The sequence below is a fragment of the Micromonospora sp. NPDC049559 genome (assembly GCF_040676675.1).
Classification (GTDB): Bacteria; Actinomycetota; Actinomycetes; order Mycobacteriales; family Micromonosporaceae; genus JBFAPK01.
In genome coordinates, this window is the sequence record NZ_JBFAPK010000013.1 from 42,163 (window position 1) to 65,220 (window position 23,058).

Below are 23,058 nucleotides of genomic sequence, written 5' to 3' on the forward strand. Positions count from 1 at the left end.
AGCAGGCTCGCCAGCGGCGGGCCGGCTCAACCACCCCGCTGCGCCCGCGTCACGGTTCGGCGGGGTCCAGCAGGGCGCGGAGCCGGTCGATCGCGGCGCGCGCGGTCGGTGGTGCTCCCGGCCGGTCCCGGGCCGCGCGCAGGTCGGCGAGGCGACCCAGCAGGCGGACGACCACGTCGAGGGGCGGCCCGCTGGCCGTGACCGCGGGGGCGCCCCGCGCCGGCTCCGCCAGGAAGGGCCTGACCAGCCGGTGGTGGTGGTACGCGTACGCCGCGCCGTGCGCTCGGCAGACCGCGAGGAAGGCGCCGGCGTTGGCCCGCAGCCCCGGCGTGACCGCGCCGGCCGCCGCCTCGCGGAGGAACAGCTCCAGCAGGGACTCCTCGGTGACGACGGAGCGCAGTGCGGACTGGTCCTCGGGCGGGACGTAGCGGTACTTCTCGTCCAGCACCCGGCGGTAGAACGGGTCGTCCGCCGCGCAGAGCCCGAGCAGCAGGTCGATCTCGCTGATCGCCGCGAAGTCTCCGGCGTTCACCCCGCGGTACTCGACCCCGCCCACCCGGTAGGGCAGGTAGTACGGACGGATGTGGTGGTAGAAGACGTCGGCGTCGAGCGTACGGGCCAGCTCCTGGTGGAAGCGCAGCACGTCGGCGAGGGCCGCGGCGGCGTCCCGCAGCAGGTACCCCGCGAGCGGGCTGGAGATGCCGACCGCCGGTACGGCGCGCAGCGCGCGGGCGGCCCGGTCGTACGCCAGCACGCCGAGCCCGTTGCCGGCGACGAAGGCGTGCTCGTCCGGGAGCGAGGTGAAGGTGCGGTAGCCGTACCGGGACTGGTGGGCGAAGACGTACCTGGGCGCCACACCCAGCGAGGCGCCCAGCCGGTCGGCCAGCGCCTCGGTCCGTTCGGCGGCGGGCACGTCCACGCCGTGCCGGTGGCAGGCCGCCAGGTGGAACCCGATCGCGCCGAGGAGCAGGTACCGCTGCCGCGCGTCGGCCCGCACCGCGTCGGCACGGATCCGGCCGACCAGGTCCGCGCCGCCCCGGGCGAGCGCGTGCCGGAGGCCGTCGAGCTCCGGCCGGCCGGATTCGGGCTGCCCGCCGGCCGAGAGGTAGACCTTCTCCAGTTCGGTGTTGAGGCCGACGAACTCGTGCCGGAGCCACCGGTGGAACCGCTCGATGGCGGAGTCGCTGTCTGTCACGGCTACCATGCTCGACGCCCCGGTGGTCCGGTTCCAGGACCATCCGACGGGCTGCCAAGTGGACCAATCGCGGAGGCATGCCATGGCGCCCGACGCGTCGCGAGGCGCCGACTTCCTGCAACTGCGCCCGGCCGCCGCGCCGCCCAAGGGGCTGACCGACTGGCTCGTCGCCGCGCTGCGTACCGCGATCGCCGACGGTCGGCTCCGCTCCGGTGCCCGGCTGCCCGCCACCCGGGTGCTCGCCGACGACCTGCGGGTGTCGCGCGGCGTGGTGGTGGAGGCGTACCGCCGCCTCGGCGACGAGGGGCTGCTGCGGGCCCGGACCGGCGCCGGCACGGTGGTGACCCCGCTGGCCAGGCCGCCCGTACCGGCGCCGCCACCGGCACCGCCCGCCGGCCGCTCGGCCACCGGGGCGATGTCCCCGCCGCTGCCCCTGCCGCCGCCGGTCACCCCGGTCGAGCTGGACCTCTCCCCGGGGGTGCCGGACCTCACCGCGTTTCCCCGGGCGATGTGGTTGCGCGCCGAGCGGGCGGTGCTCGACCGGGCAGGCGCGTCCGACCTCGGCTACGGCGACCCGCGCGGCGCGCCCCGGCTCCGGCAGGAGTTGGCCGGCTGGCTCGCCCGGGTGCGGGGCGTCCGCGCCGGCGCGGACGAGATCATCATCGTCGCCGGGGTGGCCCAGTCGCTCGCGCTGCTCGCCCAGCGGCTCACGGCCGCCGGGGCGTCCCGCGTCGCGGTCGAGGATCCGGGGTCCCGGGGCGCTCGGGACGAGCTCGCCCACTGGGGTCTCGAACCGGTGCCGGTCCCGGTGGACGAGGACGGGTTGCGGGTCGACGAGCTGGCCCGTACCGGCCTCGGCGCGGCGCTGCTGACCCCCGCGCACCAGTTCCCGACCGGGGTGGTCCTGGCACCGGAGCGTCGCCGCGCCCTGCTGGCGTGGGCGGCGGCGGGTGGGCTGGTCGTCGAGGACGACTACGACGCCGAGTACCGCTACGACCGGGCCCCGGTGCCGCCGTTGCAGGCGTCGGCGCCGGAGGCGGTGGCGTACACGGGCAGCACCTCGAAGACGCTGGCGCCGGGGTTGCGCCTCGGCTGGCTGATCCCGCCCCGCCGGCTCCACGCGGACCTGGTCGCCGCCAAGCACGCCAGCGACCTGGGCAGCCCGGCCATCCCGCAGCTGGTGCTCGCGCGGCTCATCGCCACCGGCGAACTCGACCGGCACGTCCGGCTGGTCCGTGCCCGCCACCGGACCCGCCGGGACGCGTTGCTGGCCGCGCTCCGGGAGCACCTGCCCCGGGCGTGCGTGCGGGGCGTCGCCGCCGGGCTCCACCTGCTCCTCACGCTGCCGGAGGCACCAGGCGACGTCGCCGACGTGGAACTCGCCGAGCGGATCCGGGCGGCGGGCGTCCTGGTCCACCCGCTCTCCTGGCACCGCCAGCGCGGCGGCCCGCCGGGACTCGTGCTCGGGTACGCCGCGCACCCGCCGGACCGGCTGCGCGAGGCGGCGCGGCGGATCGGAGCCGTGCTGCGGTGACCGGGGCGGCCTACTCGGTGACGAGCAGGTCGCTGTACTCGGGGTGCCGCTCGATGTAGGCGGCGATGAACGGGCAGCGGGCGATCACCCGCTCGCCCCGCTCGCGTACCTGGTCGAGGGCGCCCTTGGCGAGCGCCGAGCCGACGCCCTTGCCCTCGAAGGCGGAGTCGACCTCGGTGTGGATGAAGACCACGACGCCGGGCCGCAACTGGTAGGTGGCGAAACCGGCCAGACTGTCGTCGACCAGAATCTCGAAGCGCCGTTGCGCCGGGTTGTCCTCGACCAGCATGTTCACGGCCCCATTCTGTACCGCCCGGGCGCGCCGCCGGAATCGGGGCGCGCCGCGCGGCTCCCCCGGGCCGCGCCGGCTCGGGCGACCGGGCCGGCTCAGCGACCGGTCCGGCTCGGGCGACCGGGGTGGCTCGGGCGGCGGCCGGCTCAGGCGACCGGGGCGGTGATCCGGTCCAGGGCGGCGAGCAGCCGGTCCACCTCCTCGGCGGTGTTGTAGTGGTAGAGGCTGGCCCGCACCGCCCCGCCGCTGTCGCGCAGTCCCATCCGCTGGAAGTACTCGTAGGCGTAGTAGTCGCCGCTGGAGACGCAGACGCCCTGCTGGCCGAGGAGGGCGGCGGTCCGCGCGGGCGGCTGGCCGTCGACCCGGAACGACACCGTCGGGCAGCGGCGCGCGGCGGCGCCGTACACGGTCAACCCGGGCCGGGCGGCCAGGCCGGCGAGCAGCCGGTCGAAGAGGTCCAGCTCGTACGCGCGGGCGGCGGCGAGGCCGGCGAGCAGCCGCGCCCGCCGGTCCCCGGTCGCCGCCGGGTCCAGCCCGGCGAGGTGGTCGACGGCGGCGCGCACGCCCGCGAGCAGCGGGAAGCTGGGCGTACCGGCCTCGAACCGGTCCGGTACCGAGTCCGGTGAGGGCAGCAGCTTCGCCGGACGCAGCCCCTCCCAGCGGGCCGGGTCGGCGACGACCGCGGCCAGGTGCGGCCCGGACCACTTGTACGCGCTGGTCACGTAGAAGTCGGCGCCGAGCGCGGCGACGTCGGTCGGGCCGTGTGGCGTGGCGTGCACCCCGTCGACGTAGACCAGTGCCCCGGCCGCGTGCGCCGCCGCGGCGATCGCCGGCAGGTCCGGCGCGGTGCCGATCGCGTTGCTGCCCGCCGTGACCGCGACGAGCCGGGTCCGGGGACCGACCAGCCCGGCGTACTGGGCGGCGGGCAGCTCGCCCGTCTCCGGGTCGAACTCGGCCCAGCGCACCACCGCCCCGGTCGCCTCGGCGGCCTGCACCCACGGCCGTACGTTCGCGTCGTGGTCCAGTCGGGAGAGCACCACCTCGTCGCCGGCCCGCCAGTCGCGCGACAGGGTACGGGCGACCGTGTAGGTCAGCGCGGTGGCGCTCGCCCCGAGCACCACCCCCTCCGGTACCGCGCCGAGCAGGTCGGCCACCGCGTGCCGGGCGGCGGCGACCAGTTCGATGGCGCGCCGGCCGGGCGGGTAGGCGGTGCTGCGGTTGGCGACGGCGCCGCGCATGGTCTCGGCGACCGCGTCGGCGACGCCGGCGGCGACCTGGGTACCGCCCGCGCCATCGAAGTGCGCGAAGCCCTCGGCGAGCGCGGGGTAGGCGGCCCGGACGCGGGTGATGTCGAACGGCATGGGCGCACCCTACTGGGCCCGGCGCGGATCCATGATTGCCGGGGACGGGCATCCGTCTCGTATCGTTGCGAAGGTGAGAAATCGAGGAACGTACCCCCCGATGACCATCGCCCGTCGCGCCGCCGGCCTCGTCGCCGGTCTGGCCCTCGGCACGGCCCTGTTGGCCGGTTGCAGCGCCGAAGGTGCTTCCACCGATTGCGGAATCGACCAGTGCACCGTCACCTTCGACCGGGGCGTCGAGGCCCGGGCCAGCATCCTCGGCGTGGACGCCCGACTGGTGGGTGTGGACGGCGACGTGGTGACCGTGGAGGTCGCCGGCGAGCAGCTCGGCCTCACCGTCGGCCAGCAGGGCGCCGACGTGGGCGGGATGCTGGTGACCGTCCAGAGCGTCACGGACGACCAGGTGGTGGTCCGGATCGCCCGGCCGTGACCCGGCGGCCCGCTCCGGCGGGCGAAGGACCCGCTGGGCGGCCGTGACCCGGCGACTCTGACCCGGCGGTCGTGACCCGCAGCCGCGACCCTCGCGGCGGTGGCCCACGTTTGGCGACCTTCCCTTCCGGTGATTTGACAGGCCATGTCAGTCACCCGCCACGCGGAGGCCACCGCCGCCCGCGCCGCCCACAGCGACGTACTCAAGAATCTCGCCCGGGCCGGCTTCGTCGGCTACGGGATCGTCCACCTGCTCTTCGCGTGGCTGGCGTTGCAGATCGCCTTCGGCCGGCCGGCGAACGAGGGGGACCAGTCCGGCGCGCTGCTCACCCTCGCGGCGCAGCCGCTGGGCCGGTTCCTGGTGATCGCCATCGCGGTCGGGCTGGTCGCGATGGCGATCTGGCAGGCCGTCGAGGCCGCCACCGGGCACCGGGAGGACCGGGGCGCCGAGCGCGCGGCCGAACGGGTCGCCTCGGCCGGCCGTACCCTCGTCTACCTGTGGTTCGCCTGGACCGCCTACCAGGTCTTCGACCATGCCGGGCCCTCCAGCGCGGAGAAGCAGCAGGCGCTCTCCGAGCGGCTGATGAGCGCCTCCGGCGGGCGCTGGCTGGTCGGGGCGGTCGGCGTCGGGCTCGCCGCCCTCGGCATCGGTCTGGTCGTGTACGGGGTGCTCAAGCGCTTCGAGAAGCACCTGGAGACGGGCCGGATGAGCCCGTCGGTGCGTACCCTCAGCCGCCGCTCGGGGATCGCCGGCTACGCGGCCAAGGGTGTCTCGTACGGCATCGCCGGGCTGCTCGTGGTGGTCGCCGCCGCGCGGTACGAGCCGAACAAGGCGCGCGGGCTCGACACGGCGCTGCACACCCTGCGCGAGCAGTCGTACGGTGCGATCCTGCTCACGCTCGTGGCGCTCGGTATCGCCGCGTTCGCTCTGTTCTGCTTCGTCCAGGCGAGGTATCGGCGGGTTTAGGGCAGTTCGTTCGGGGCTGCCAGGCTCGTCCGGGCCAGTGCCGACTCGGCGCGGGCCCCGTCGCGGCCCGGCACCGAGCCGTCCTTCGTCGGCGACGGCAGGTTTAGCCTGGCCGCTGCCGGCAAAGTCGCGGATCATTGGGCCTTTGCCCACGGCGCACCCGGTCGGACCGGCTCGCGGGTGCGCACGGACGACGTGCCGGTCCGGCGAGGGGGAGAGACCCGGTGCAGAGCTACCTCTGGACGATCGTGTTCGCGCTGGCGGCCGCGGCGATCGCGCTGATCGTGGTGGAGGTGGTGCACCGGGTGGTCAAGTCGTTCGGCCGGCGCTCGCTGCTGCTGGCCGAACTCTCCGACCACTCGTACCGGCCGTTCCAGGTGGCCGCCACGGTCGTCGCGGTCCACTTCGCCGTCCGGTTCAGCACCAATTACGCCGTCGGTACGTCCTGGCGCCGGGCCCTGCTGCACGTGCTCCTGCTCGCGGTGATCGCGACCACCGCCCGCTTCGCCGCGTCGCTGCTGCTGGTGACCGAGGACACCGCGCTCGCCCGGTTCCGCACCGACGTTCCGGACAACCGCCAGGCCCGGCGGATCAAGACGCAGATCGGCATCCTGCGCCGGCTCACCATCGCGGCCACCGCGATCCTGGCCGTCGGGGTGATGCTGATGACCTTCCCCGAGGTACGCGGCATCGGGGCCAGCGTGCTCGCCTCCGCCGGGGTGATCGGTGCGGTCGCCGCGCTCGCCGCGCAGAGCGTGCTCGGCAACGTCTTCGCCGGCATGCAGCTCGCCTTCAGCGACGCGGTACGCCTCGACGACGTGGTCGTGGTCGAGGGGGAGTGGGGACGGATCGAGGAGCTGACGCTCAGCTACGTCGTGGTGCAGATCTGGGACGACCGGCGGCTGGTGCTGCCGACCTCGTACTTCACCACCAAGCCGTTCCAGAACTGGACCCGTACCCAGTCCGCCGTGCTCGGTACGGCCGAGTTCGACGTCGACTGGTCGGTGCCGGTACAGGCCATGCGCGAGGAGCTGCGCCGGGCGGTCGAGGGGAGCGACCTGTGGGACGGGCGGGTCTGCGTACTCCAGGTCACCGACGCGGTCGGCGGGCTGGTCCGGGTACGGGCACTGGTCAGCGCGCCGGACGCGCCGAGCCTCTGGGACCTGCGCTGCCTGATCCGGGAGCACCTGGTCGGCTGGATCCGGGACCAGCGGCCCACGGCGCTGCCCCGGATGCGCGCCGAGGTCGGGGACGCGTCCAGCCATCTGGCCTGGCAGTGGGTCCAGCCCCGCCGTCCGGCCCGGCGGCCGACCGAGCACGAGGTGCCGGACGACGCGCGGGTCTTCGGCGGCGGCGACGACGGCGAGGCGCGCGGTACCGCCTTCGTCGGCCCGGACGAGCCGGTCGACGCGCCCCGCTGACGGTCGGCCCGGGCGAGCCGGTCGACGCGCCCCGCTGACACCGGACCTCGGTTCGGGCGCCGCCCTAGGCTCAGGCGCGGATTCCTGGTAGGACGGAGTGCACTGGGATCAGTGACGTCCGTCACTGCCGACCGGAGGTGCGCCAGGATGCCAAGTTCCGTCCGCGCGGTCGTCGCCCGCGAGAAGGGCCAGCCCGTCACCATAGAAACGATCATCGTGCCCGATCCGGGCCCCGGTGAGGCGCTGGTCCGCGTCGCCGCCTGCGGGGTCTGCCACACCGACCTGCACTACCGCGAGGGCGGGATCGGCGACGACTACCCGTACCTGCTCGGCCACGAGGCCGCCGGGGTGGTGGAGGCGGTCGGGGACGGCGTCGACCAGGTCGCCCCCGGCGACTTCGTCGTGCTCAACTGGCGGGCCGTCTGCGGCCGCTGCCGCTCCTGCCGCCGGGGGCGGCCCTGGTACTGCTTCGCCACGCACAACGCCCGGCAGCCGATGACCCTGGCCGACGGTACGCCGCTGTCGCCGGCCCTGGGCATCGGCGCCTTCGCCGAGAAGACGCTGGTCGCGGCCGGCCAGTGCACCAAGGTCGACCCGGCGGTACCGGCGGCGGTGGCCGGGCTGCTCGGCTGCGGCGTGATGGCCGGCCTCGGCGCCGCGATGAACACCGGCGCGGTCGGGCGCGGCGACTCGGTGGCGGTCTTCGGCTGCGGCGGGGTGGGCGACGCCGCCATCGCCGGCGCGGTTCTCGCGGGCGCCACCACCGTGATCGGCGTCGACATCGACGAGCGGAAGCTGGAGCTGGCGCGCGCGTTCGGTGCGACGCACACGGTCAACTCGCGGGAACAGGACCCGGTCGAGGCGATCCGCGCGCTCACGGGCGGCGACGGCGCCGACGTCACGATCGACGCGGTCGGCCGGCCGGAGGTGTTCCGCCAGGCGTTCTACGCCCGCGACCACGCCGGAACCGTGGTCCTGGTCGGCGTGCCGACGCCCGAGATGACCCTCGAACTGCCCCTGCTCGACGTCTTCAGCCGGGGCGGCGCGGTCAAGTCCTCCTGGTACGGCGACTGCCTGCCGGAACGGGACTTCCCGACGCTGACCTCCCTGCACCTGCAGGGCCGGCTGCCGCTGGACCGGTTCGTCTCCGAGGAGATCGGGCTCGGCGACGTGGAGGCGGCGTTCACCCGGATGGGGGACGGAGGCGTGCTCCGCAGTGTGGTGCTGCTGGAGCGGCCGGAGGATTGAGACCTGACCGGGAACCGCCGGCGGCGCGCAGCGATCCCGCCGCCGGTGGCCCCGCCGCTCGCTCCCCGGTTCGCGCCCGGTTCGAGGATTGACCGGTGCGAAGTCGGGGCATACAGCGCGGGGGTACGGAAAGGAGGACACGATGGCCGACGTCGTGAACGGCGGCCCGGCCCGGCCCGCCGCGCAGCAGTCCACCGGGGAGTTGATCCAGCGCGCCAGCGAGCAGATCTCCCGGCTCGTCCGCGACGAGCTGGCCCTGGCCCGGCTCGAACTGACCGAGAAGGGCAAGCACGCCGGGCTCGGGGTGGGACTCTTCGGCGGGGGCGGGGTGCTGGCCGTGCTCGGCCTCGGCACGCTCGTGGCCGCCGCCGTGCTGCTGCTCGCGCTGGTGCTGCCGGCCTGGGCGTCGGCGCTCATCGTGGCCGGACTGCTCTTCCTGCTGGCCGGCGTCTTCGCGCTGGTCGGCCGCCAGCAGGTGAAACGGGCGGTACCGCCGGTGCCGCTCGCGGCGGCCGAGGGCGTACGCGCCGACGTGGAGACGCTGGCCGCCGCGGTGCGGGACCACCGGGGCCGGTCGTGACCGCGACCAACGGCGCGGGCGACCGCGAGGCGCTCCGGGCCGAGATCCAGCAGACCCGCGCCGAACTGGGCGAGACCGTCGAGGCGCTGGCCGCGAAGATGGACGTCAAGTCCCGGGTCAAGGGATCGGCCGCGCAGACCCGGCAGCGGATGCAGCAGCAGGCGGGTGAGGCGGCGCATCGGGTGCAGCAGCAGGCGGGTGAGGCCGCGCAGCGCGTGCAGCGGCAGGCGGGCGAGGCGGCCCAGCGCGTGCAGCGGCAGGCCGGACAGGCGGCGCAGCGGATGCAGCGGCAGGCGGGACAGGCGATGGCCTCGGTACGTGGCTCGGGTTCCGGGCTGGGCCGGACCGTCCGGACGTACCGCGTCCCGCTGGCCGCGGTCGGCGCGGGGGCCGTCGCCGCCCTCGTGGCGGTACTGGTGTGGCGGGGGAGACGCAGATGAGCGACGGGCGCGGCATGATCGCGTACAAGCCGGTGGGGCTGCTGCTCGGGATGGGGGCCGGCCTGCTGGCCGGCGCCCTCTTCCGACAGGTCTGGCGGCTGACCGGGGACGGGGACGCCCCGAACGCCACCGACGAGGACCGGCACTGGGCCGAGATCATCGCCGCCGCCGCGCTCCAGGGCGCCATCTTCGCGGTCGTCCGGGCCGCCGTCGACCGGGGCGGCGCCGTCACCGTACGGCGGTTGACCGGCCGCTGGCCCGGCTGACGCCGAACCGTCGGCGGTGCGGGCTCGGTAGGCTCCCGCCTATGCGCCGACCCCTCACGTTCGCCGCGGCCCTGCTCCTCCTCCTGACCGCCCTCACCGCCTGCACTGGTCGCGAACCCCGGCCCCCGGCCAGCGCGGGACCGAGCGGCTCGGCGGGACAGCTCCCGCCGGCCGACGGGCTGTTGCGGGAGGCCGCGGCCGAGCTGCGCGACCTTCGGACCGTACGTTTCGAGATCAGCACCAACGGCGGCGACCTGCTCGGGATCCGCTCCGCCAGCGGGCGGGTGACCGCCGCGGGCGAGGCCGACGGCAAGGTGCGGCTGGACCAGACCGGCGTCGCCTCGGACCTGTCGTTCGTCGTCAAGCCCCCCGACCTGTACGTCAAGGGCCTGGCCGCCGGCGGCTGGCAGCGCCTCCCGCTCGCCGCGGCCGCCGCCGTCTACGACCCGTCGGCGCTGCTCTCGCCCGAGCGCGGCCTCGCCCGACTGGTCGGTACCGCCCACGGGACCACGGAGGCCCGCGAGGAGCTGGGCGGGGTGCCGACCTACCGGATTCGCGGCACGCTCGCCGGCGCCGGGCTCGCCGTGCTGGTCCCCGGGCTCAGCTCGGACGCCACCGGCACGCTCTGGGTCGGCACCGACCGGCGCCTGCTGCACCAGGCCCGGTTCGCGGTACCGGGACAGTCCGGTGAGGTCACCGTGACCTTCTCCGACTTCGATGCGCCGGTGACCGTCGTCAAGCCCTGAGCGGTCCGCTTTGGCGGTACCGCCGGGCGGATGGTGGTGCCGCCTCAGGTCACATGTCGGAGAATTTCGTCGGGTAGGCTGTGCGAAGTTTTTGCGTACGTGGTTTGCTTTCCACGCTGTTGCGAGATGGCGTGGTTTGAGAGAAGTCTCCTTGGTGGGGGCGGACTCAGGCGCCGCTGCTCGAAAACGGCCAATCGGCCGCACGGCGTGCTCGGCCGCCAGTTTTAGAAGGAGATACACATGGCGCAGGGAACCGTGAAGTGGTTCAACGCAGACAAGGGCTTCGGCTTCATCACCGTCGACGGCGGGGGTGCTGACGTGTTCGTCCACTTCTCGGCCATCCAGACCAGCGGCTACCGCACGCTGGAGGAGAACCAGCGGGTGGAGTTCGAGATCGCCCAGGGTCAGAAGGGTCCGCAGGCCGAGCAGGTCCGCCCCATCTGATCCGCTGACGGCCGGCGGCCCACGCCGGCACCGAACCGCTCCAGGTACCACGACTTGCGGTAAGACCACGAGCTCAGGTACCACGGCGAGCCCCGTGTCCCCGTCCGGGACGCGGGGCTCGCCGCCGTCGTGGGGTCGATGCGATGCCCGCGTCGCGACCGCGGAATCATGCCGACCGTCACCGCGCGCTCGCCCACTGTCGCGGCGGACGTTCCCGGTGTCGCGGTGGATGCTCGCTGTCGTGACGGGCGCGGGTCCGGTGTACGTCGCGTCGCATCGAACGTTGCCCCGGGCGCGCCCGTTACGTTACGAAACCGTCCGGATTCACCCTGACGGGGTACGCCGACGCCGCGCCCGCAGCCCCAATCCGACCGCCACCAGCCCGACCAGCACCACCACCGGACCGGCCACCACCCAGAAACGTTGCCCGCTCATCGCGCTGCCGGTCAGGTAGTCGAGGCCCTGCAGCGTCCACACGGCACCCACGACGATGGCGAGCAGCCCGAGTGTGAGCGCCAACCAACTCCTCGACACGTCTTCTCCTTCCGACTGCACGGGGACGCCCGACCGGACCGGCGCGCCGGTCCGGTCCCTCGCCCGGATCGCCGGCCGGGCCCGGTCCGCGCCATCCGCGACGGGAGCCGGCCGGCGCCGGCGGGTCACCAGCGGTGGTGCACCTGCGGCCGGATCAGCTCGTCGTAGACCGCGGCCACCTCGGCCAGCGCCTCCGGCGGCAGCGGGGCGAGCGCCGCCGCGTCGCTGTTGGCCCGGGCCTGCTCGGGGTTGCGGGCGCCGGGGATCACCACGGTGACGCCGGGCTGGTCGAGGATCCAGCGCAGGGCGAACTGCGCCATGGTCGCCCCCTCCGGCACCAGCGGGGCCAGCCGGCGGACCGCCTGGAGACCCAGGGAGAAGTCGACCCCGGAGAAGGTCTCGCCCACGTCGAACGCCTCGCCGTGCCGGTTGTAGGTCCGGTGGTCGTCGGCCGCGAACGTGGTGTGCTCGTCGTACCGGCCGGAGAGCAGGCCGCTCGCGAGCGGGACCCGGGCGATGATGCCGACCCCGGCCTCGGCCGCGGCGGGCAGCACCTCGGTCACCGGCTTGTGCCGCAGGGCGTTGAGGATGATCTGGACGCTGGCCACGCCGGGACGGGCGATGGCGGCGCGCGCCTCGTCGACCGTCTCCACGCTCACTCCGTACGCCTTGATCCGCCCCTCCTCGACCAGCGTGTCGAGCGCGTCGTAGACGGTGTCGGTGACGAACACCGGGCTCGGCGGGCAGTGCAGCTGCACCAGGTCCAGCGCCTCGACGCCGAGGTTGGCGCGGGAGCGGTCGGTCCAGGCCCGGAAGTTGTCGAGCGTGTACGCCCCGGGCGTCTGCGGGACGCGCCGGCCCATCTTGGTCGCCACGGTCAGGCCGGCGTCGGGGTGCTCGCGCAGGAACCGGCCGATGAGCTGTTCGCTGCGCCCGTCACCGTAGACGTCGGCGGTGTCGATGAAGGTCACGCCGGACTCGACCGCCGCCGCGAGGATCGACGTGGCCGTCTCCTCGCTGACCTCGCCCCAGTCGGCACCCAGCTGCCAGGCGCCGAGACCGATCACGCCGACCTCACGCCCCAGCCGGGGAAAACGTCGCTTCTCCACGGGGAGGAGCCTAACTTGTGGGCTCGGGCCCCGACTTGTGCGCCGTCCCGGCCCGCCGGTATCGTCCCAGCAAGACGTACGTACGGTTTGGGAGCTGGCATGTGGGACCCGGCAACGTATCTGCGGTACGGCGACGAGCGCTCGCGCCCCTTCTTCGACCTGGTGGCCCGCGTGGCGGCCGACCGGCCCCGGGAGGTCGTGGACCTCGGCTGCGGCCCGGGCAACCTGACCGCCGCGCTCGCCACCCGCTGGCCGGACGCCCGCGTCCGGGGCGTGGACTCGTCGCCCGAGATGATCGAGCGGGCGGTGGCGCGGGGAAGCGCGGTCGACTTCACCGTCGGTGACGTACGGGACTGGTCGCCGACGCCGGAGACCGACGTGCTGGTCACCAACGCCGTCCTCCAGTGGGTGCCCGGCCACGAGCCGCTGCTGTCGCGCTGGGCCCGTGAACTGCCCGCCGGGGCGTGGCTCGGGCTCCAGGTGCCGGGCAACTTCGACGCCCCCTCACATCGCGCCCTGCGCGACGTCGCCCGGCTGCCGCGCTGGCGGGACCGGGTCGCCGACCTGCTGCGCGACGACCCGGTCCGGGACCCGGCGGGCTACGCCGAGCTGCTGGTCGGTGCCGGGTGCGCCGTGGACGCCTGGGAAACTACCTACGTGCACCTGCTGCCGGCCCGGGACGTGATCGACCACCCGGTGCTGCGCTGGATGGAGGGGACCGCGCTGCGGCCGGTACGCTCCGCGCTCGGCGACGGCCCGGACTGGGCGGAGTTCCGCGCCGAGCTGGGCGACCGGCTCGAAAAGGCGTACCCCGTCCGCGCCGGGCAGGTGTACTTTCCGTTCCGCCGTGTCTTCTGTGTCGCCCGTACCGGCGCCCGATCCTAGGGAGAACCCGTGACCGACCTGTCGGCCTTCATCGCCGGACTGCCCAAGGTGGAGCTGCACGTGCACCACGTCGGCTCCGCCTCGCCGCGCATCGTGGCGGAGTTGGCCGCCCGGCACGAGGGTCGCACCCGGGTGCCCGCGGACCCGGAGGCGCTGGCACGGTTCTTCGAGTTCCGCGACTTCGCGCACTTCATCGAGATCTACCTCCAGGTGGTGGACCTGATCCGCGACCCGGAGGACGTCTGGCTGCTCACCCACGAGATCGGGCGCGAGCTGGCCGCGCAGCAGGTCCGGTACGCCGAGCTGACCGTCACCCCGTACTCGCACGTGCACCGGGGTATCCCGGCACCGGCGTTCTGCGAGGCGATCGAGGACGCCCGCCGCCGCGCCGAGGCGGACTTCGGCATCCGGCTGCGCTGGTGCTTCGACATCCCCGGCGAGGCGGGGCTGCCCGCCGCCGAGGAGACGCTGCGCGTCGCCCTGGAGGAGCGGCCCGACGGGCTGATCAGCTTCGGCCTGGGCGGCCCGGAGATCGGGGTGCCCCGCCCGCAGTTCAAGCCCTACTTCGACAAGGCCCGGGCGGCGGGACTGCGCTCGGTACCGCACGCCGGCGAGACCACCGGACCGGAGACCATCTGGGACGCGCTGCGCGAACTCGGCGCGGAGCGGATCGGACACGGCACCTCGGCGGTACGCGACCCCGAACTGCTCGCGTACCTGGCCGAACGGCGGATCGCCCTGGAGGTCTGCCCCACCTCCAACGTGCGCACCCGGGCGGTACCGACGATCGAGGAGCATCCGCTGCCGACCATGGTCGAGGCGGGGGTCCTCGTCACGATCAACTCCGACGACCCGCCGATGTTCGGTACCACCCTCAACAACGAGTACGCCGTCGCCGCGCGGCTGCTCGGCGCCGGTCCGGAGCAGGTGCTCCAGCTCGCCCGCAACGGGATCGAGGCGTCCTTCCTGGACGAACCGGAGCGGGCCCGGCTGCACGCCGAACTCGACGCGTACGCGGTCACGGCTCTCGCCGGCTGACCGCGCCCTCCCCGGCCGGGACGGTCCCGGCCTCGACCGGCTCGGGCCCGGCAGCCTCGGCAGCCCCGGGCTCGGCCGGCTCGGTCGCGGCGGTCTCGGCCTCGGCCGGCTCGGAGTTGCCCGCCGGGTAGGCCCCGGTGCGGGTGCGCCGCAGCGCCAGCACGATCAGCAGGATCGGCACCAGCGCACCCACGGCGAGCAGGCCGGCCACCAGCAGCGAACCGGTGCCGCCCAGCGCGCCCGAGGCGGCCAGTGGCGCGCCGTCGCAGGGCAGCGACTCGGCGGGCGCGTCCGGCCCGACCACCAGCACCGCCGCGCAGGAGACCGCACCCGGCGTCGCGACCTCGACGTCGACCGTCCAGCGGCCCGGCGGCAGCGTGCCGGTGTAGACCACCGAGCCGGACGAGCCCGCGGTGCGCATGGGCTGCGGAGTGACGGTGCGGCCCTGGGACTCCCGGGCCGTGAAGGTGGCGCCGACCGGCTCGGTGACCTCGTGGCCGTCGTCCCAGGCCACGGCGACCCACACCGAGCCGCGCCCGTCGTGCTGGATGGTCAGCCGCAACCCGTCGTGCGCCCAGGCCGGTGCGCCGGCGGCGGTGAGCAGCGCGACCACGGCGGCGAACAGCAGCGCGGCGCGGCGGGCCAGCCCGGTCGGGGCGGTACGGATCCAGGCGGCCGGCAGGCCACGGTGGCGGGACGGAGCGGTCATGCAGCACCTCGGGTGGGGACGTGACTGGCCCGGCGCGGGGTGCTGCGGGCGGCCGCGCCGGGCCAGTGACGTGGGGCAACGGGTCCGGCGTCACGGCCGCCGCGGACGAGCCGGAGCGAACGGGTGCCGGGGCCCTGCCAGTATCGCGCGATGTCGATTACTGCGCAGCCCCCCGTTAGGGGGTCGTTGCCGGATGGGCCGACCGGGGAGGATCGGCCGGTGCTGTCGTCCCGCGCCTCCTTCGCGTCCGGGCGCGCGCGGCGGGAAGGCAAGTGTGGGGGGACCGGCTCCCGCCGCGCGCACGCCTCCGCCGGACCGGATGGGATCTGTGGGCGATAATCCGGCGGAACTGGTTGGGATCCCCTCCGATGCTGCCACCGCCGGGCCCGGCCGCGACCCGCGTTAACCCAGACCTAAGGCGAACTTGAAGCTCTCTTGCCGTTCGCCCGGCGGCCCGGTCCGGACCGTCACTTCTCCGACGGGCGCGGGCGGGACCAGCGCCGCGAGCGGGTCTCGCGCTCCCGGGCCAGGCGGCCGACCAGGCCGAACCGGTTCACCTGGCGCGGGGCGGCCTCCGGGTCGGCGAGCAGCATCACCACGCTGGCGCCGCCGAGCCGGGCCCGGTCGATGCTCAGCGAACCGTTCGCCTGCCGGGTCACCCGGCGGGCGATGTCCAGTCCGAGCCCGGTCGAGCCCTGATCGCTCGCGCCCCGGCGCAGGGCCCGGTCCGGGTTGGCGATGCCCGGCCCCGCGTCGTCCACCCGGATCGCGATGTAGCCGTCGCGGCGGGAGACCGCGACCTCGAACGCGGTGCCCTGCGGGGTGTACCGGAAGACGTTGCCGAGCACCGCGTCCAGCGCCGCGGCGAGTTCGGCGCGGGGGACCGGTACGGGGATCCGCAGCTGCGCGCCGCTGACCTGGTACGAGCGGTTCTGGTCGCCGGCGAGCGCCGCCCAGAAGACCATCCGGTCCCGGACCACCTCGCTGACGTCGCAGACCCCGGGCTCGGCCTCCTGCGCGACGGTCTTGCGGGTGGTGTTGATCAGTACGTCGATCTCGCCCTCCAGCGTCACGATCGCCTGGCGGATCCGGCGGATGGTGCGCCGCCGGTCGAGTTCGGCCTCGCTGAACGAGCCGACGCTGGTGTCGTCGGAGTCCAGCGCGTCGGCGTCGAGGCGCAGCACCGTCAGCGGGGTGCGCAGTCGGTGCGACAGGTCGGCCACCAGCTCCCGTTCGTCGGTACGCGAGGTCACCAGCCGGTCGGCCATCCGGTTGAAGGCGTACCCGGCCTCGGCCAGCTCGCGCGGGCCGCTCGGTTGGACGCGGACGCCGAGGTCCCCGTCGCCGACGGCCATCGCGGCCCGCACCAGCTCGCGCGCCGACGCGACCGCGCGGGCGGCGAGCCGGTCCACGACGATCACCGAGGCGACCACCAGCCCGGCCGCGATCGCGCCGAGCATGAGCCACCGGCCGCCGGTGCCGGCGTGCAGCGCCGCGTCGTCGACGAACGCCTCGACCACCAGCGTCCGGCCGCCGGCGCCGACCGGTTCGAGCCGGACCACCCCGCCGGGGACGTCGGCCACGAGCGGCCGGCCGGTCTCGGCGGCGCGGGACACGTCCCGGGCGCGGGCGCGCGGTTGCCCGCCGGTCGCCAGCCCGTGTACGACCGGCCGACGCCCCGGGTCGATCCCGGTGGCGTCGATGGCCCGCCGGACCGCGTTCGGGTCGGCGCTGACGCCGAGCACCCCGGCGACCAGCGCGGTGCGCCGGGCCGCGTCGGCGAGCGCCTGCTCACGGGCGTCCTGCTGGAGCGTCAGACCGAGCGGGATCAGGAAGACCAGGGCGACGATCGAGGTCATGCCGGCCCCGAGATAGGCCAGCGCCAACCTCAGTCCGGTACCACCAACCGGAACCCGACCCCCCGCACGGTGCGCAGGAAGCGCGGCTTCGCCGCGGACTCGCCCAGCTTGCGGCGCAGCCAGTAAAGATGTACGTCGATGGTCTGGTCCTCGCCGACCGATGGCTGACGCCATACCTCCTCCAAGAGTTCCCGGCGGGACACTACCCGGCCGGGCCGCGCCGCGAGATACGCCAGCAGGTCGAACTCCTTGCGGGTCAGCGCCAGCGGCACCCCGTCGAGGTGGGCGCTGCGCTCGCCGACGTCGACCCGCAGGCCGCCGACCTCGTGCACCGCGGGTTGCACGCTGCGGCTGGCCCGGCCGGCCCGCCGCAGCACGGAGGTGATCCGGGCGTCCAGGTGGGCGCCGGTGAAGGGCTTGACCATGTAGTCGTCCGCGCCGGCGCGCAGCAGCCGTACGATCGCCTGCTCGTCGTCCCGGGCGGTGGCGATGATGATCGGTATGTCCGTGATGCCGCGGAGCATCCGCAGCGCGTCGGCGCCGTCGAGATCCGGCAACCCGAGGTCGAGCACGACCAGGTCGGGTGTCTCGGCCGCCACCCGCCGCAGGGCGTCGAGCGCCGTGCCGACCGCGTGCACGGCGTGACCGCGGTCGGCCAGGGAACGTAGCATCGCACCGCGTACGACATGGTCATCTTCGACCAAAAGCACCGTGGCCACCCCAGCACGGTACTGCCCCTGGCAAGCGGAAGCCCGCCCCACCCGTGTGCCGAAATTCGCCGCCTCGCGTCGAGGCGGCCGCCGCCGGGCGTCGAGCGGCGGCTCGGCCCCCTGGGCGGGGCGGCTCGGCGCCCCGACCGGACGCGGTGCCGGCGGTGCCGGCGGGTGGCGGTGCCGGCGCGCGGAAGCGCGTTGCGCGGGGTGACGGCGAGCGGGCATGCTCACCGGGTCATGACCTTCGTACTCGTCGACGACGCCCGGCTCGCCCTGGCCCGGGACAGCCTGGCCGGTCTCTCCGTGGGCGACGCGCTCGGCGGTCGGTACTTCCGGCCGGGGCGCGGTACGGGAGGGTGGGGCGAGGAGCTGCCCGAACCCCCGTGGGAGTGGAGCGACGACACCGAGATGGCGTGCTCGGTGCTGGCCGTCCTTGCCCGGCGGGGCGCCGTCGACCCCGACGAGCTGGCCGCGAGCTTCGCGAACCGGTACGACCCGGCCCGGCGGTACGGTGCCGGCGCGGTGGAGCTGCTCGAACTGATCCGCTCCGGCACGCCCTGGCCGGTCGCCTCCGTCTCCGTTTTCGCGGGGCAGGGCTCGTACGGCAACGGGGCGGCGATGCGGATCGCCCCGCTCGGGGCGTACCTCGCCGACTCGCCCGCCCGGGCCGCGGCGCAGGCGGCCGTCGCCTCGGAGGTCACCCACGCGCATCCGGAGGGGGTGGCCGGCGGGGTGGCGGTGGCGGTCGCCGCGGCGCGGGCCGCCGGCGCGCGCCTCTCCGGCGACCGGCCGGACCCGGACCGGCTGCTGGCCGCGGTCGCGGCGGTGCTCGACCCGGCGGGCGCGGTGCGCGCCGGGATCGACCGGGCGATCGGGCTGCTCGACCGCCCGGTGCCGGAGGCGGCGCGGGAGCTGGGCAACGGCGGGCGGGTCACCGCGCCGGACACGGTGCCGTTCGCGCTCTGGGCGGCCGCCCGGCACCTGGCCGACTACCCGGCCGCCGTGCGCGCCTGCGTCGAGGCCGGCGGGGACGTGGACACCACGGCGGCGATCGCGGGCGGGATCGTGGCCGCGTACACCGGCGTCGGTACGCCCGGCGGGGTGCCGGCCGACTGGATCGAGGCCCGCGAACCGCTCCCGACCTGGCTCGGCTGAGCCGCGACTCCCGAGGCCGCGAAGCACGATCCCGGCCGGCTGTGGGCCACGGTTTCGGCCGGGGCCGGGCCGTCGGGAGGTCCCGTCGCCGGCGCGGCGGGCCCTCCCGAGGCCGCGCTACGGCAGGCGGAGCACCCAGCGGTACGCCTGGACCAGGCCGGTGTCGAAGCCGGCGGCCGAGCCCCAGAGGAAGAGCCGGAACCGGCGGTAGAGCGGCTCGCCCCAGCGCCGGACGATCTCGTCGCGCCGCTCGTCCAGCCGGCGCGCCCACTCCCGGCAGGTCAGGTAGTAGTTGTGCCGGTCGTCTTCCACGCTGAGCAGCTCGAACGGCGAGCGCGCGACCTGGCGCAGGTACTGGTGCAGCAGCAGCGGCGCCGAGGCGCCGGGGTAGATGTAGCGCTTCATGAAGGTCGAGGCGATGTGCTTGCGGCGCATCGCCAGCGCGTCCAGGTAGACCCGCCCGCCGGGGCGCAGCAGCTCGGCGTACTTGCGCAGGGTGGTGCGGTAGTCGGGCAGGTGTTCGGTGACGCCCATGTTGACGATCGCGTCGTACCGCTCGTCCGGCCGGTACGCGAAGATGTGCTGCCGGACCACCCGTACCGGCAGCTCCTCGCGACGGAACAGGTCGGTGAGGAAGCGTTCGGACTCCACCGAGAGTGTGGTGGTGGTGACCCGTACGCCGCGCCGCGCGGCGTGCTCGGCGAAGGCGCCCCAGCCGCCGCCGACCTCCAGCACGCGGTCGCCCGGGCCGACCCCGATCGCCTCCAGGGCGAGGTCCATCTTCCGGGTCATCGCGTCTTCGAGGGGCTCGTCGTCCCGGGCGAAGACACCCTCGGTGTAGCAGCGGTGCCGGGTGTCGAGGAAGGTGAGGAAGAAGTCGGAGTCCTCGTCGTAGTGGTGGGAGATGGTGCGCCGGTCGTCCTCCTTCCGGCCGCGCCAGAGGGCGGGCAGGAAGCGGCCGACGAAGGCGGCGGGGTGGAAGTCGCGGAAGAAGGCGCGCATCTTGAGCGCCGCGGCGAGGTCGCCGTCCACGTCGAGCCAGCCCTGGAGGTACGCCACGGCGACGCCGAGCTGGTCGAGCGCGGCGAGCGCTTTGGCGCCGCGGGGGTCACGGACGGTGATGGTGAAGAGGGGGGTGCCGTTGCCGAACGTGTGGGCCGGCGTACCGACGGTGGCCACCGCGAACGGCATTGCCGGTCGCGTGGCGAAGAATGTGTCGTACCTGCGCTGCAGGGCGTTGACCAGTTGCGAGGCTGCCACGGCGCCAATCTATCGCCGGGGTCGCGTCGGCGGCAGCAGTAGAAACGGAGACCGATAGCATCGGAGGGCCCGAGGTTCCGGGCTCTGCCCGGTTTGTCCCTATTGAAGGAGTTCAGCGTGTCCGCTCCGCAGCGCCCGTCAGGCCCGTCCGTCGTGGGTGGCGACCCGGTCGTCGTTCCGGCCGGGACGACGGCGGCCGAGGCGGTGACCGCGGCGGGCCTGCCCAGCGCCGGCCCGAAGGCGATCGTGGTGGTCCGCGACCCCGAGGGGCGGCTGCGCGACCTCGACTGGGTGCCCGAGCGGGAGACCGCCGTCGAGCCGGTGCCGCTGGACTCCCCGGACGGGCTCAACGTGCTGCGCCACTCGACCGCGCACGTGCTCGCCCAGGCCGTGCAGGACGTCTTCCCCGAGGCCAAGCTCGGCATCGGCCCGCCGATCGAGAACGGCTTCTACTACGACTTCGACGTGGACAAGCCGTTCCAGCCCGACGACCTGGCCCGGCTCGAGAAGCGGATGCAGGAGATCGTCAAGTCGGGGCAGCGGTTCCGGCGGCGGCGCTTCGACAGCCTGGAGGAGGCCCGTACCGAGCTGGCCAACGAGCCGTACAAGCTCGAACTGATCGACATCAAGGGCGCCGGGGGCCAGGCGGGTGAGGGTCTCGACGCGGGCGAGGTGATGGAGGTCGGCGCCGGCGACCTGACCATCTACGACAACCTCGACGCCAGCGGCGAGAAGGTCTGCTGGTCGGACCTGTGCCGGGGCCCGCACCTGCCGAACACCCGCCTGATCGGCGCGTTCAAGCTGATGCGCTCGGCGGCGGCGTACTGGCGGGGCAGCGAGCGCAACCCGCAGCTGCAGCGGGTCTACGGCACGGCCTGGCCGACCCGCGACGAGCTGAAGGCGTACCTGAGGCTGCTGGAGGAGGCGGCCCGCCGCGACCACCGCAAGCTCGGTGCCGACCTGGACCTGTTCAGCTTTCCCGACGAGATCGGCTCGGGGCTCGCGGTCTTCCATCCCAAGGGCGGGATCATCCGGCGCGAGCTGGAGAACTACTCGCGGCAGCGGCACGAGCAGGCGGGGTACGAGTTCGTCAACACCCCGCACATCACCAAGGCGCACCTCTTCGAGACCTCGGGCCACCTGCCGTACTACGCCGACACGATGTTCCCGGCCATGAAGCTGGAGGGCGCGGAGTACTACCTCAAGGCGATGAACTGCCCGATGCACAACCTGATCTTCAGGGCACGCGGGCGGTCGTACCGGGAGCTGCCGCTGCGCCTGTTCGAGTTCGGCACGGTCTACCGGTACGAGAAGTCGGGCGTGGTGCACGGGCTGACCCGGGTGCGCGGGCTCACCCAGGACGACTCGCACATCTACTGCACCCGGGAGCAGATGGCCGGCGAGCTGACCACCCTGCTCACGTTCGTGCTGGACCTGCTCCGCGACTACGGGCTGGACGACTTCTACCTGGAGCTGTCCACCCGCGACGACTCGCCGAAGTTCATCGGCTCCGAGGAGCACTGGGCCGAGGCGACCGAGGCGCTGCGCACCGCGGCCGAGGCCTCCGGGCTGGACCTGGTGCCCGACCCGGGCGGCGCGGCCTTCTACGGTCCGAAGATCAGCGTGCAGGCCAGGGACGCGATCGGCCGGACCTGGCAGATGTCCACCATCCAGGTCGACTTCAACCAGCCGGAGCGTTTCGGGCTGGAGTACCAGGCCGCCGACGGCAGCCGGCAGCGGCCCGTCATGATCCACCGGGCGCTCTTCGGCTCGATCGAGCGGTTCTTCGGGGTGCTCACCGAGCACTACGCCGGGGCCTTCCCGGCCTGGCTCGCCCCGGTGCAGGTCGTCGGCATCCCGATCCGCGACGACCACGCGGCGTACCTGGACGCCTTCGTGGCGACGCTGCGCGCCGAGGGGATCCGGGCCGAGGTCGACGGCTCCGACGACCGGATGCAGAAGAAGATCCGCACCGCGCAGCAGCAGAAGATCCCGTTCATGGCCATCGCCGGGGACGCCGACGTCGAGGCCGGCACGGTGTCGTTCCGCTACCGCGACGGATCGCAGCGCAACGGCGTACCGCTGGCCGAGGCCGTGGCGCACGTGGTCGAGGTGGTGCGCTCGCGCACCAACGTCGGCCCCGCCGCGGAGGCGTGACCCCCGCCGAGGCCGGCCCACGTACGCGGGCCGGCCTCGGCGGTACGGGCAGGGCGGGCGCGGCCCGCGGGCACGCGCGGACGGTGTCCGCCGACCGGTCAGTAGGATCATCGGCGTGACAGGGGTGGAACGGCAGCAGCCGGACGTTGGTCTGCCCGACGGGCTGGAGCGGCTCTGGACGCCGCACCGGATGACGTACATCTCCGGGCAGGAGCGGCCCGCCGAGGGGTACGAGAAGCCCTCCGGTTGCCCGTTCTGCCTCGCCCCGAGCCAGCCGAGCGAGACCAGCCTCGTGGTCGCCCGGGGCGAGCTGGTCTTCGTGGTGCTCAACCTCTACCCGTACAACCCCGGACACCTGCTGGTCTGCCCGTACCGGCACGTGGCCGACTACACCGAACTGGAACCGGGGGAGACGGCGGAGCTGGCCACCGCCACCCAGACCGCGATGCGCGTGATCCGGCAGGTCAGCAGCGCCCACGGCTTCAACATCGGGATGAACCAGGGCGGGGTGGCCGGCGCCGGCATCGCCAACCACCTGCACCAGCACGTGGTGCCCCGCTGGGGCGGCGACGCCAACTTCATGCCGGTCATCGGGCGCACCAAGGTGCTGCCCCAGCTGCTGCACGACACCCGCGACCTGCTCAGCGTCGCCTGGCCGGGCTGACGCGGCACCGCGACCCGCCCAGCGGCGCCTGGCCGGGCTGACCGGGCACCGT

24 protein-coding genes are annotated in these 23,058 nt (G+C 74.4%); 15 read left to right on the plus strand and 9 right to left on the minus strand.

Annotated features, from left to right (window positions below; genetic code table 11):
* Positions 1-49 precede the first annotated feature (49 nt).
* A complete protein-coding gene (locus tag AB0J86_RS16500) occupies positions 50-1,195 on the minus strand; it encodes a monodechloroaminopyrrolnitrin synthase PrnB family protein (protein WP_363857819.1) in 1,146 nt (381 codons plus the stop codon).
* An 82-nt stretch (positions 1,196-1,277) separates the two neighbouring features.
* Here AB0J86_RS16500 and AB0J86_RS16505 point away from each other — a divergent pair, with 82 nt between their 5' ends.
* Positions 1,278-2,729 carry a PLP-dependent aminotransferase family protein gene (locus tag AB0J86_RS16505; RefSeq protein ID WP_363857821.1) on the plus strand — a complete coding sequence of 484 codons (1,452 nt, stop codon included), beginning with the start codon at positions 1,278-1,280 and terminating at the stop codon, positions 2,727-2,729.
* A gap of 10 nt (positions 2,730-2,739) precedes the next feature.
* Here AB0J86_RS16505 and AB0J86_RS16510 read toward each other — a convergent pair whose 3' ends face one another.
* Both AB0J86_RS16510 and AB0J86_RS16515 read right to left on the minus strand, forming a co-directional pair.
* On the minus strand, positions 2,740-3,018 hold the full coding sequence (locus tag AB0J86_RS16510; RefSeq protein ID WP_363858014.1) for a GNAT family N-acetyltransferase: 279 nt from the start codon (positions 3,016-3,018) through the stop codon (positions 2,740-2,742).
* A 149-nt stretch (positions 3,019-3,167) separates the two neighbouring features.
* The gene (locus tag AB0J86_RS16515) at positions 3,168-4,382 is read right to left on the minus strand and encodes a cysteine desulfurase-like protein (RefSeq protein ID WP_363857823.1); all 1,215 of its coding nucleotides are present in this window, start codon (positions 4,380-4,382) and stop codon (positions 3,168-3,170) included.
* 100 nt (positions 4,383-4,482) lie between these two features.
* Between AB0J86_RS16515 and AB0J86_RS16520 the strand changes: the two genes are divergently transcribed.
* The 9 genes from AB0J86_RS16520 to AB0J86_RS16560 all read left to right on the plus strand — a co-directional run bounded on the left by AB0J86_RS16520 (position 4,483) and on the right by AB0J86_RS16560 (position 10,923).
* Entirely contained in the window at positions 4,483-4,812 is a 330-nt protein-coding gene (locus AB0J86_RS16520) for a hypothetical protein (RefSeq protein ID WP_363857825.1), read from the plus strand.
* A 144-nt stretch (positions 4,813-4,956) separates the two neighbouring features.
* The gene (locus AB0J86_RS16525; protein ID WP_363857826.1) at positions 4,957-5,778 is read left to right on the plus strand and encodes a DUF1206 domain-containing protein; all 822 of its coding nucleotides are present in this window, start codon (positions 4,957-4,959) and stop codon (positions 5,776-5,778) included.
* A 224-nt stretch (positions 5,779-6,002) separates the two neighbouring features.
* Positions 6,003-7,199 (plus strand): mechanosensitive ion channel domain-containing protein, encoded by a 1,197-nt coding sequence (locus tag AB0J86_RS16530; RefSeq protein WP_363857828.1) that lies wholly within the window; start codon positions 6,003-6,005, stop codon positions 7,197-7,199.
* 147 nt (positions 7,200-7,346) lie between these two features.
* Positions 7,347-8,447, plus strand: a complete 1,101-nt coding sequence (locus AB0J86_RS16535) for an S-(hydroxymethyl)mycothiol dehydrogenase (RefSeq protein ID WP_363857830.1) — start codon at positions 7,347-7,349, stop codon at positions 8,445-8,447.
* Positions 8,448-8,589: 142 nt separating this feature from the next.
* Positions 8,590-9,027, plus strand: coding sequence for a phage holin family protein (locus AB0J86_RS16540; protein WP_363857832.1), 438 nt, complete (start codon positions 8,590-8,592; stop codon positions 9,025-9,027).
* Positions 9,024-9,467: a DUF3618 domain-containing protein gene (locus AB0J86_RS16545; RefSeq protein WP_363857834.1), complete on the plus strand. Its 444-nt coding sequence runs from the start codon at positions 9,024-9,026 to the stop codon at positions 9,465-9,467. The genes AB0J86_RS16540 and AB0J86_RS16545 overlap by 4 nt, the downstream gene beginning before the upstream one ends.
* Complete coding sequence (locus AB0J86_RS16550; protein WP_363857835.1) at positions 9,464-9,733, plus strand: DUF4235 domain-containing protein; 270 nt, start codon at positions 9,464-9,466, stop codon at positions 9,731-9,733. Before AB0J86_RS16545 ends, AB0J86_RS16550 begins: the two co-directional genes overlap by 4 nt.
* Positions 9,734-9,774: 41 nt before the next feature.
* Positions 9,775-10,479, plus strand: a complete 705-nt coding sequence (locus AB0J86_RS16555; RefSeq protein WP_363857837.1) for an LppX_LprAFG lipoprotein — start codon at positions 9,775-9,777, stop codon at positions 10,477-10,479.
* 240 nt (positions 10,480-10,719) lie between these two features.
* Positions 10,720-10,923 (plus strand): cold-shock protein, encoded by a 204-nt coding sequence (locus AB0J86_RS16560; RefSeq protein ID WP_007075740.1) that lies wholly within the window; start codon positions 10,720-10,722, stop codon positions 10,921-10,923.
* A 324-nt stretch (positions 10,924-11,247) separates the two neighbouring features.
* On the opposite strand, the gene AB0J86_RS16565 is transcribed toward AB0J86_RS16560, so the two are convergent.
* Entirely contained in the window at positions 11,248-11,457 is a 210-nt protein-coding gene (locus tag AB0J86_RS16565) for a hypothetical protein (protein ID WP_363857839.1), read from the minus strand.
* 125 nt (positions 11,458-11,582) lie between these two features.
* Entirely contained in the window at positions 11,583-12,566 is a 984-nt protein-coding gene (locus AB0J86_RS16570) for an aldo/keto reductase (protein WP_363857840.1), read from the minus strand.
* 99 nt (positions 12,567-12,665) lie between these two features.
* Between AB0J86_RS16570 and AB0J86_RS16575 the strand changes: the two genes are divergently transcribed.
* Both AB0J86_RS16575 and AB0J86_RS16580 read left to right on the plus strand, forming a co-directional pair.
* On the plus strand, positions 12,666-13,451 hold the full coding sequence (locus AB0J86_RS16575; protein ID WP_363857842.1) for a trans-aconitate 2-methyltransferase: 786 nt from the start codon (positions 12,666-12,668) through the stop codon (positions 13,449-13,451).
* 9 nt (positions 13,452-13,460) lie between these two features.
* Positions 13,461-14,489, plus strand: a complete 1,029-nt coding sequence (locus AB0J86_RS16580; RefSeq protein WP_363857844.1) for an adenosine deaminase — start codon at positions 13,461-13,463, stop codon at positions 14,487-14,489.
* Here the strand turns inward: AB0J86_RS16580 and AB0J86_RS16585 are convergent.
* The 3 genes from AB0J86_RS16585 to AB0J86_RS16595 form a co-directional block, all read right to left on the minus strand.
* Positions 14,470-15,198, minus strand: a complete 729-nt coding sequence (locus tag AB0J86_RS16585; protein ID WP_363857846.1) for a hypothetical protein — start codon at positions 15,196-15,198, stop codon at positions 14,470-14,472. The genes AB0J86_RS16580 and AB0J86_RS16585 overlap by 20 nt on opposite strands.
* A gap of 467 nt (positions 15,199-15,665) precedes the next feature.
* Complete coding sequence (locus AB0J86_RS16590; RefSeq protein ID WP_363858016.1) at positions 15,666-17,057, minus strand: HAMP domain-containing sensor histidine kinase; 1,392 nt, start codon at positions 17,055-17,057, stop codon at positions 15,666-15,668.
* 29 nt (positions 17,058-17,086) lie between these two features.
* Positions 17,087-17,776, minus strand: coding sequence for a response regulator transcription factor (locus tag AB0J86_RS16595; RefSeq protein WP_363857848.1), 690 nt, complete (start codon positions 17,774-17,776; stop codon positions 17,087-17,089).
* Between the two features lie 231 nt (positions 17,777-18,007).
* Between AB0J86_RS16595 and AB0J86_RS16600 the strand changes: the two genes are divergently transcribed.
* Entirely contained in the window at positions 18,008-18,925 is a 918-nt protein-coding gene (locus tag AB0J86_RS16600) for an ADP-ribosylglycohydrolase family protein (protein ID WP_363857849.1), read from the plus strand.
* Positions 18,926-19,042: 117 nt separating this feature from the next.
* Here AB0J86_RS16600 and AB0J86_RS16605 read toward each other — a convergent pair whose 3' ends face one another.
* Positions 19,043-20,185 (minus strand): class I SAM-dependent methyltransferase, encoded by a 1,143-nt coding sequence (locus AB0J86_RS16605; protein ID WP_363857851.1) that lies wholly within the window; start codon positions 20,183-20,185, stop codon positions 19,043-19,045.
* A gap of 117 nt (positions 20,186-20,302) precedes the next feature.
* Here AB0J86_RS16605 and thrS point away from each other — a divergent pair, with 117 nt between their 5' ends.
* Both thrS and AB0J86_RS16615 read left to right on the plus strand, forming a co-directional pair.
* The gene (gene thrS / locus AB0J86_RS16610; protein ID WP_363857853.1) at positions 20,303-22,342 is read left to right on the plus strand and encodes a threonine--tRNA ligase; all 2,040 of its coding nucleotides are present in this window, start codon (positions 20,303-20,305) and stop codon (positions 22,340-22,342) included.
* Positions 22,343-22,532: 190 nt separating this feature from the next.
* Positions 22,533-23,006, plus strand: a complete 474-nt coding sequence (locus tag AB0J86_RS16615) for an HIT domain-containing protein (protein WP_363858018.1) — start codon at positions 22,533-22,535, stop codon at positions 23,004-23,006.
* The last annotated feature ends 52 nt before the right edge of the window (positions 23,007-23,058 follow it).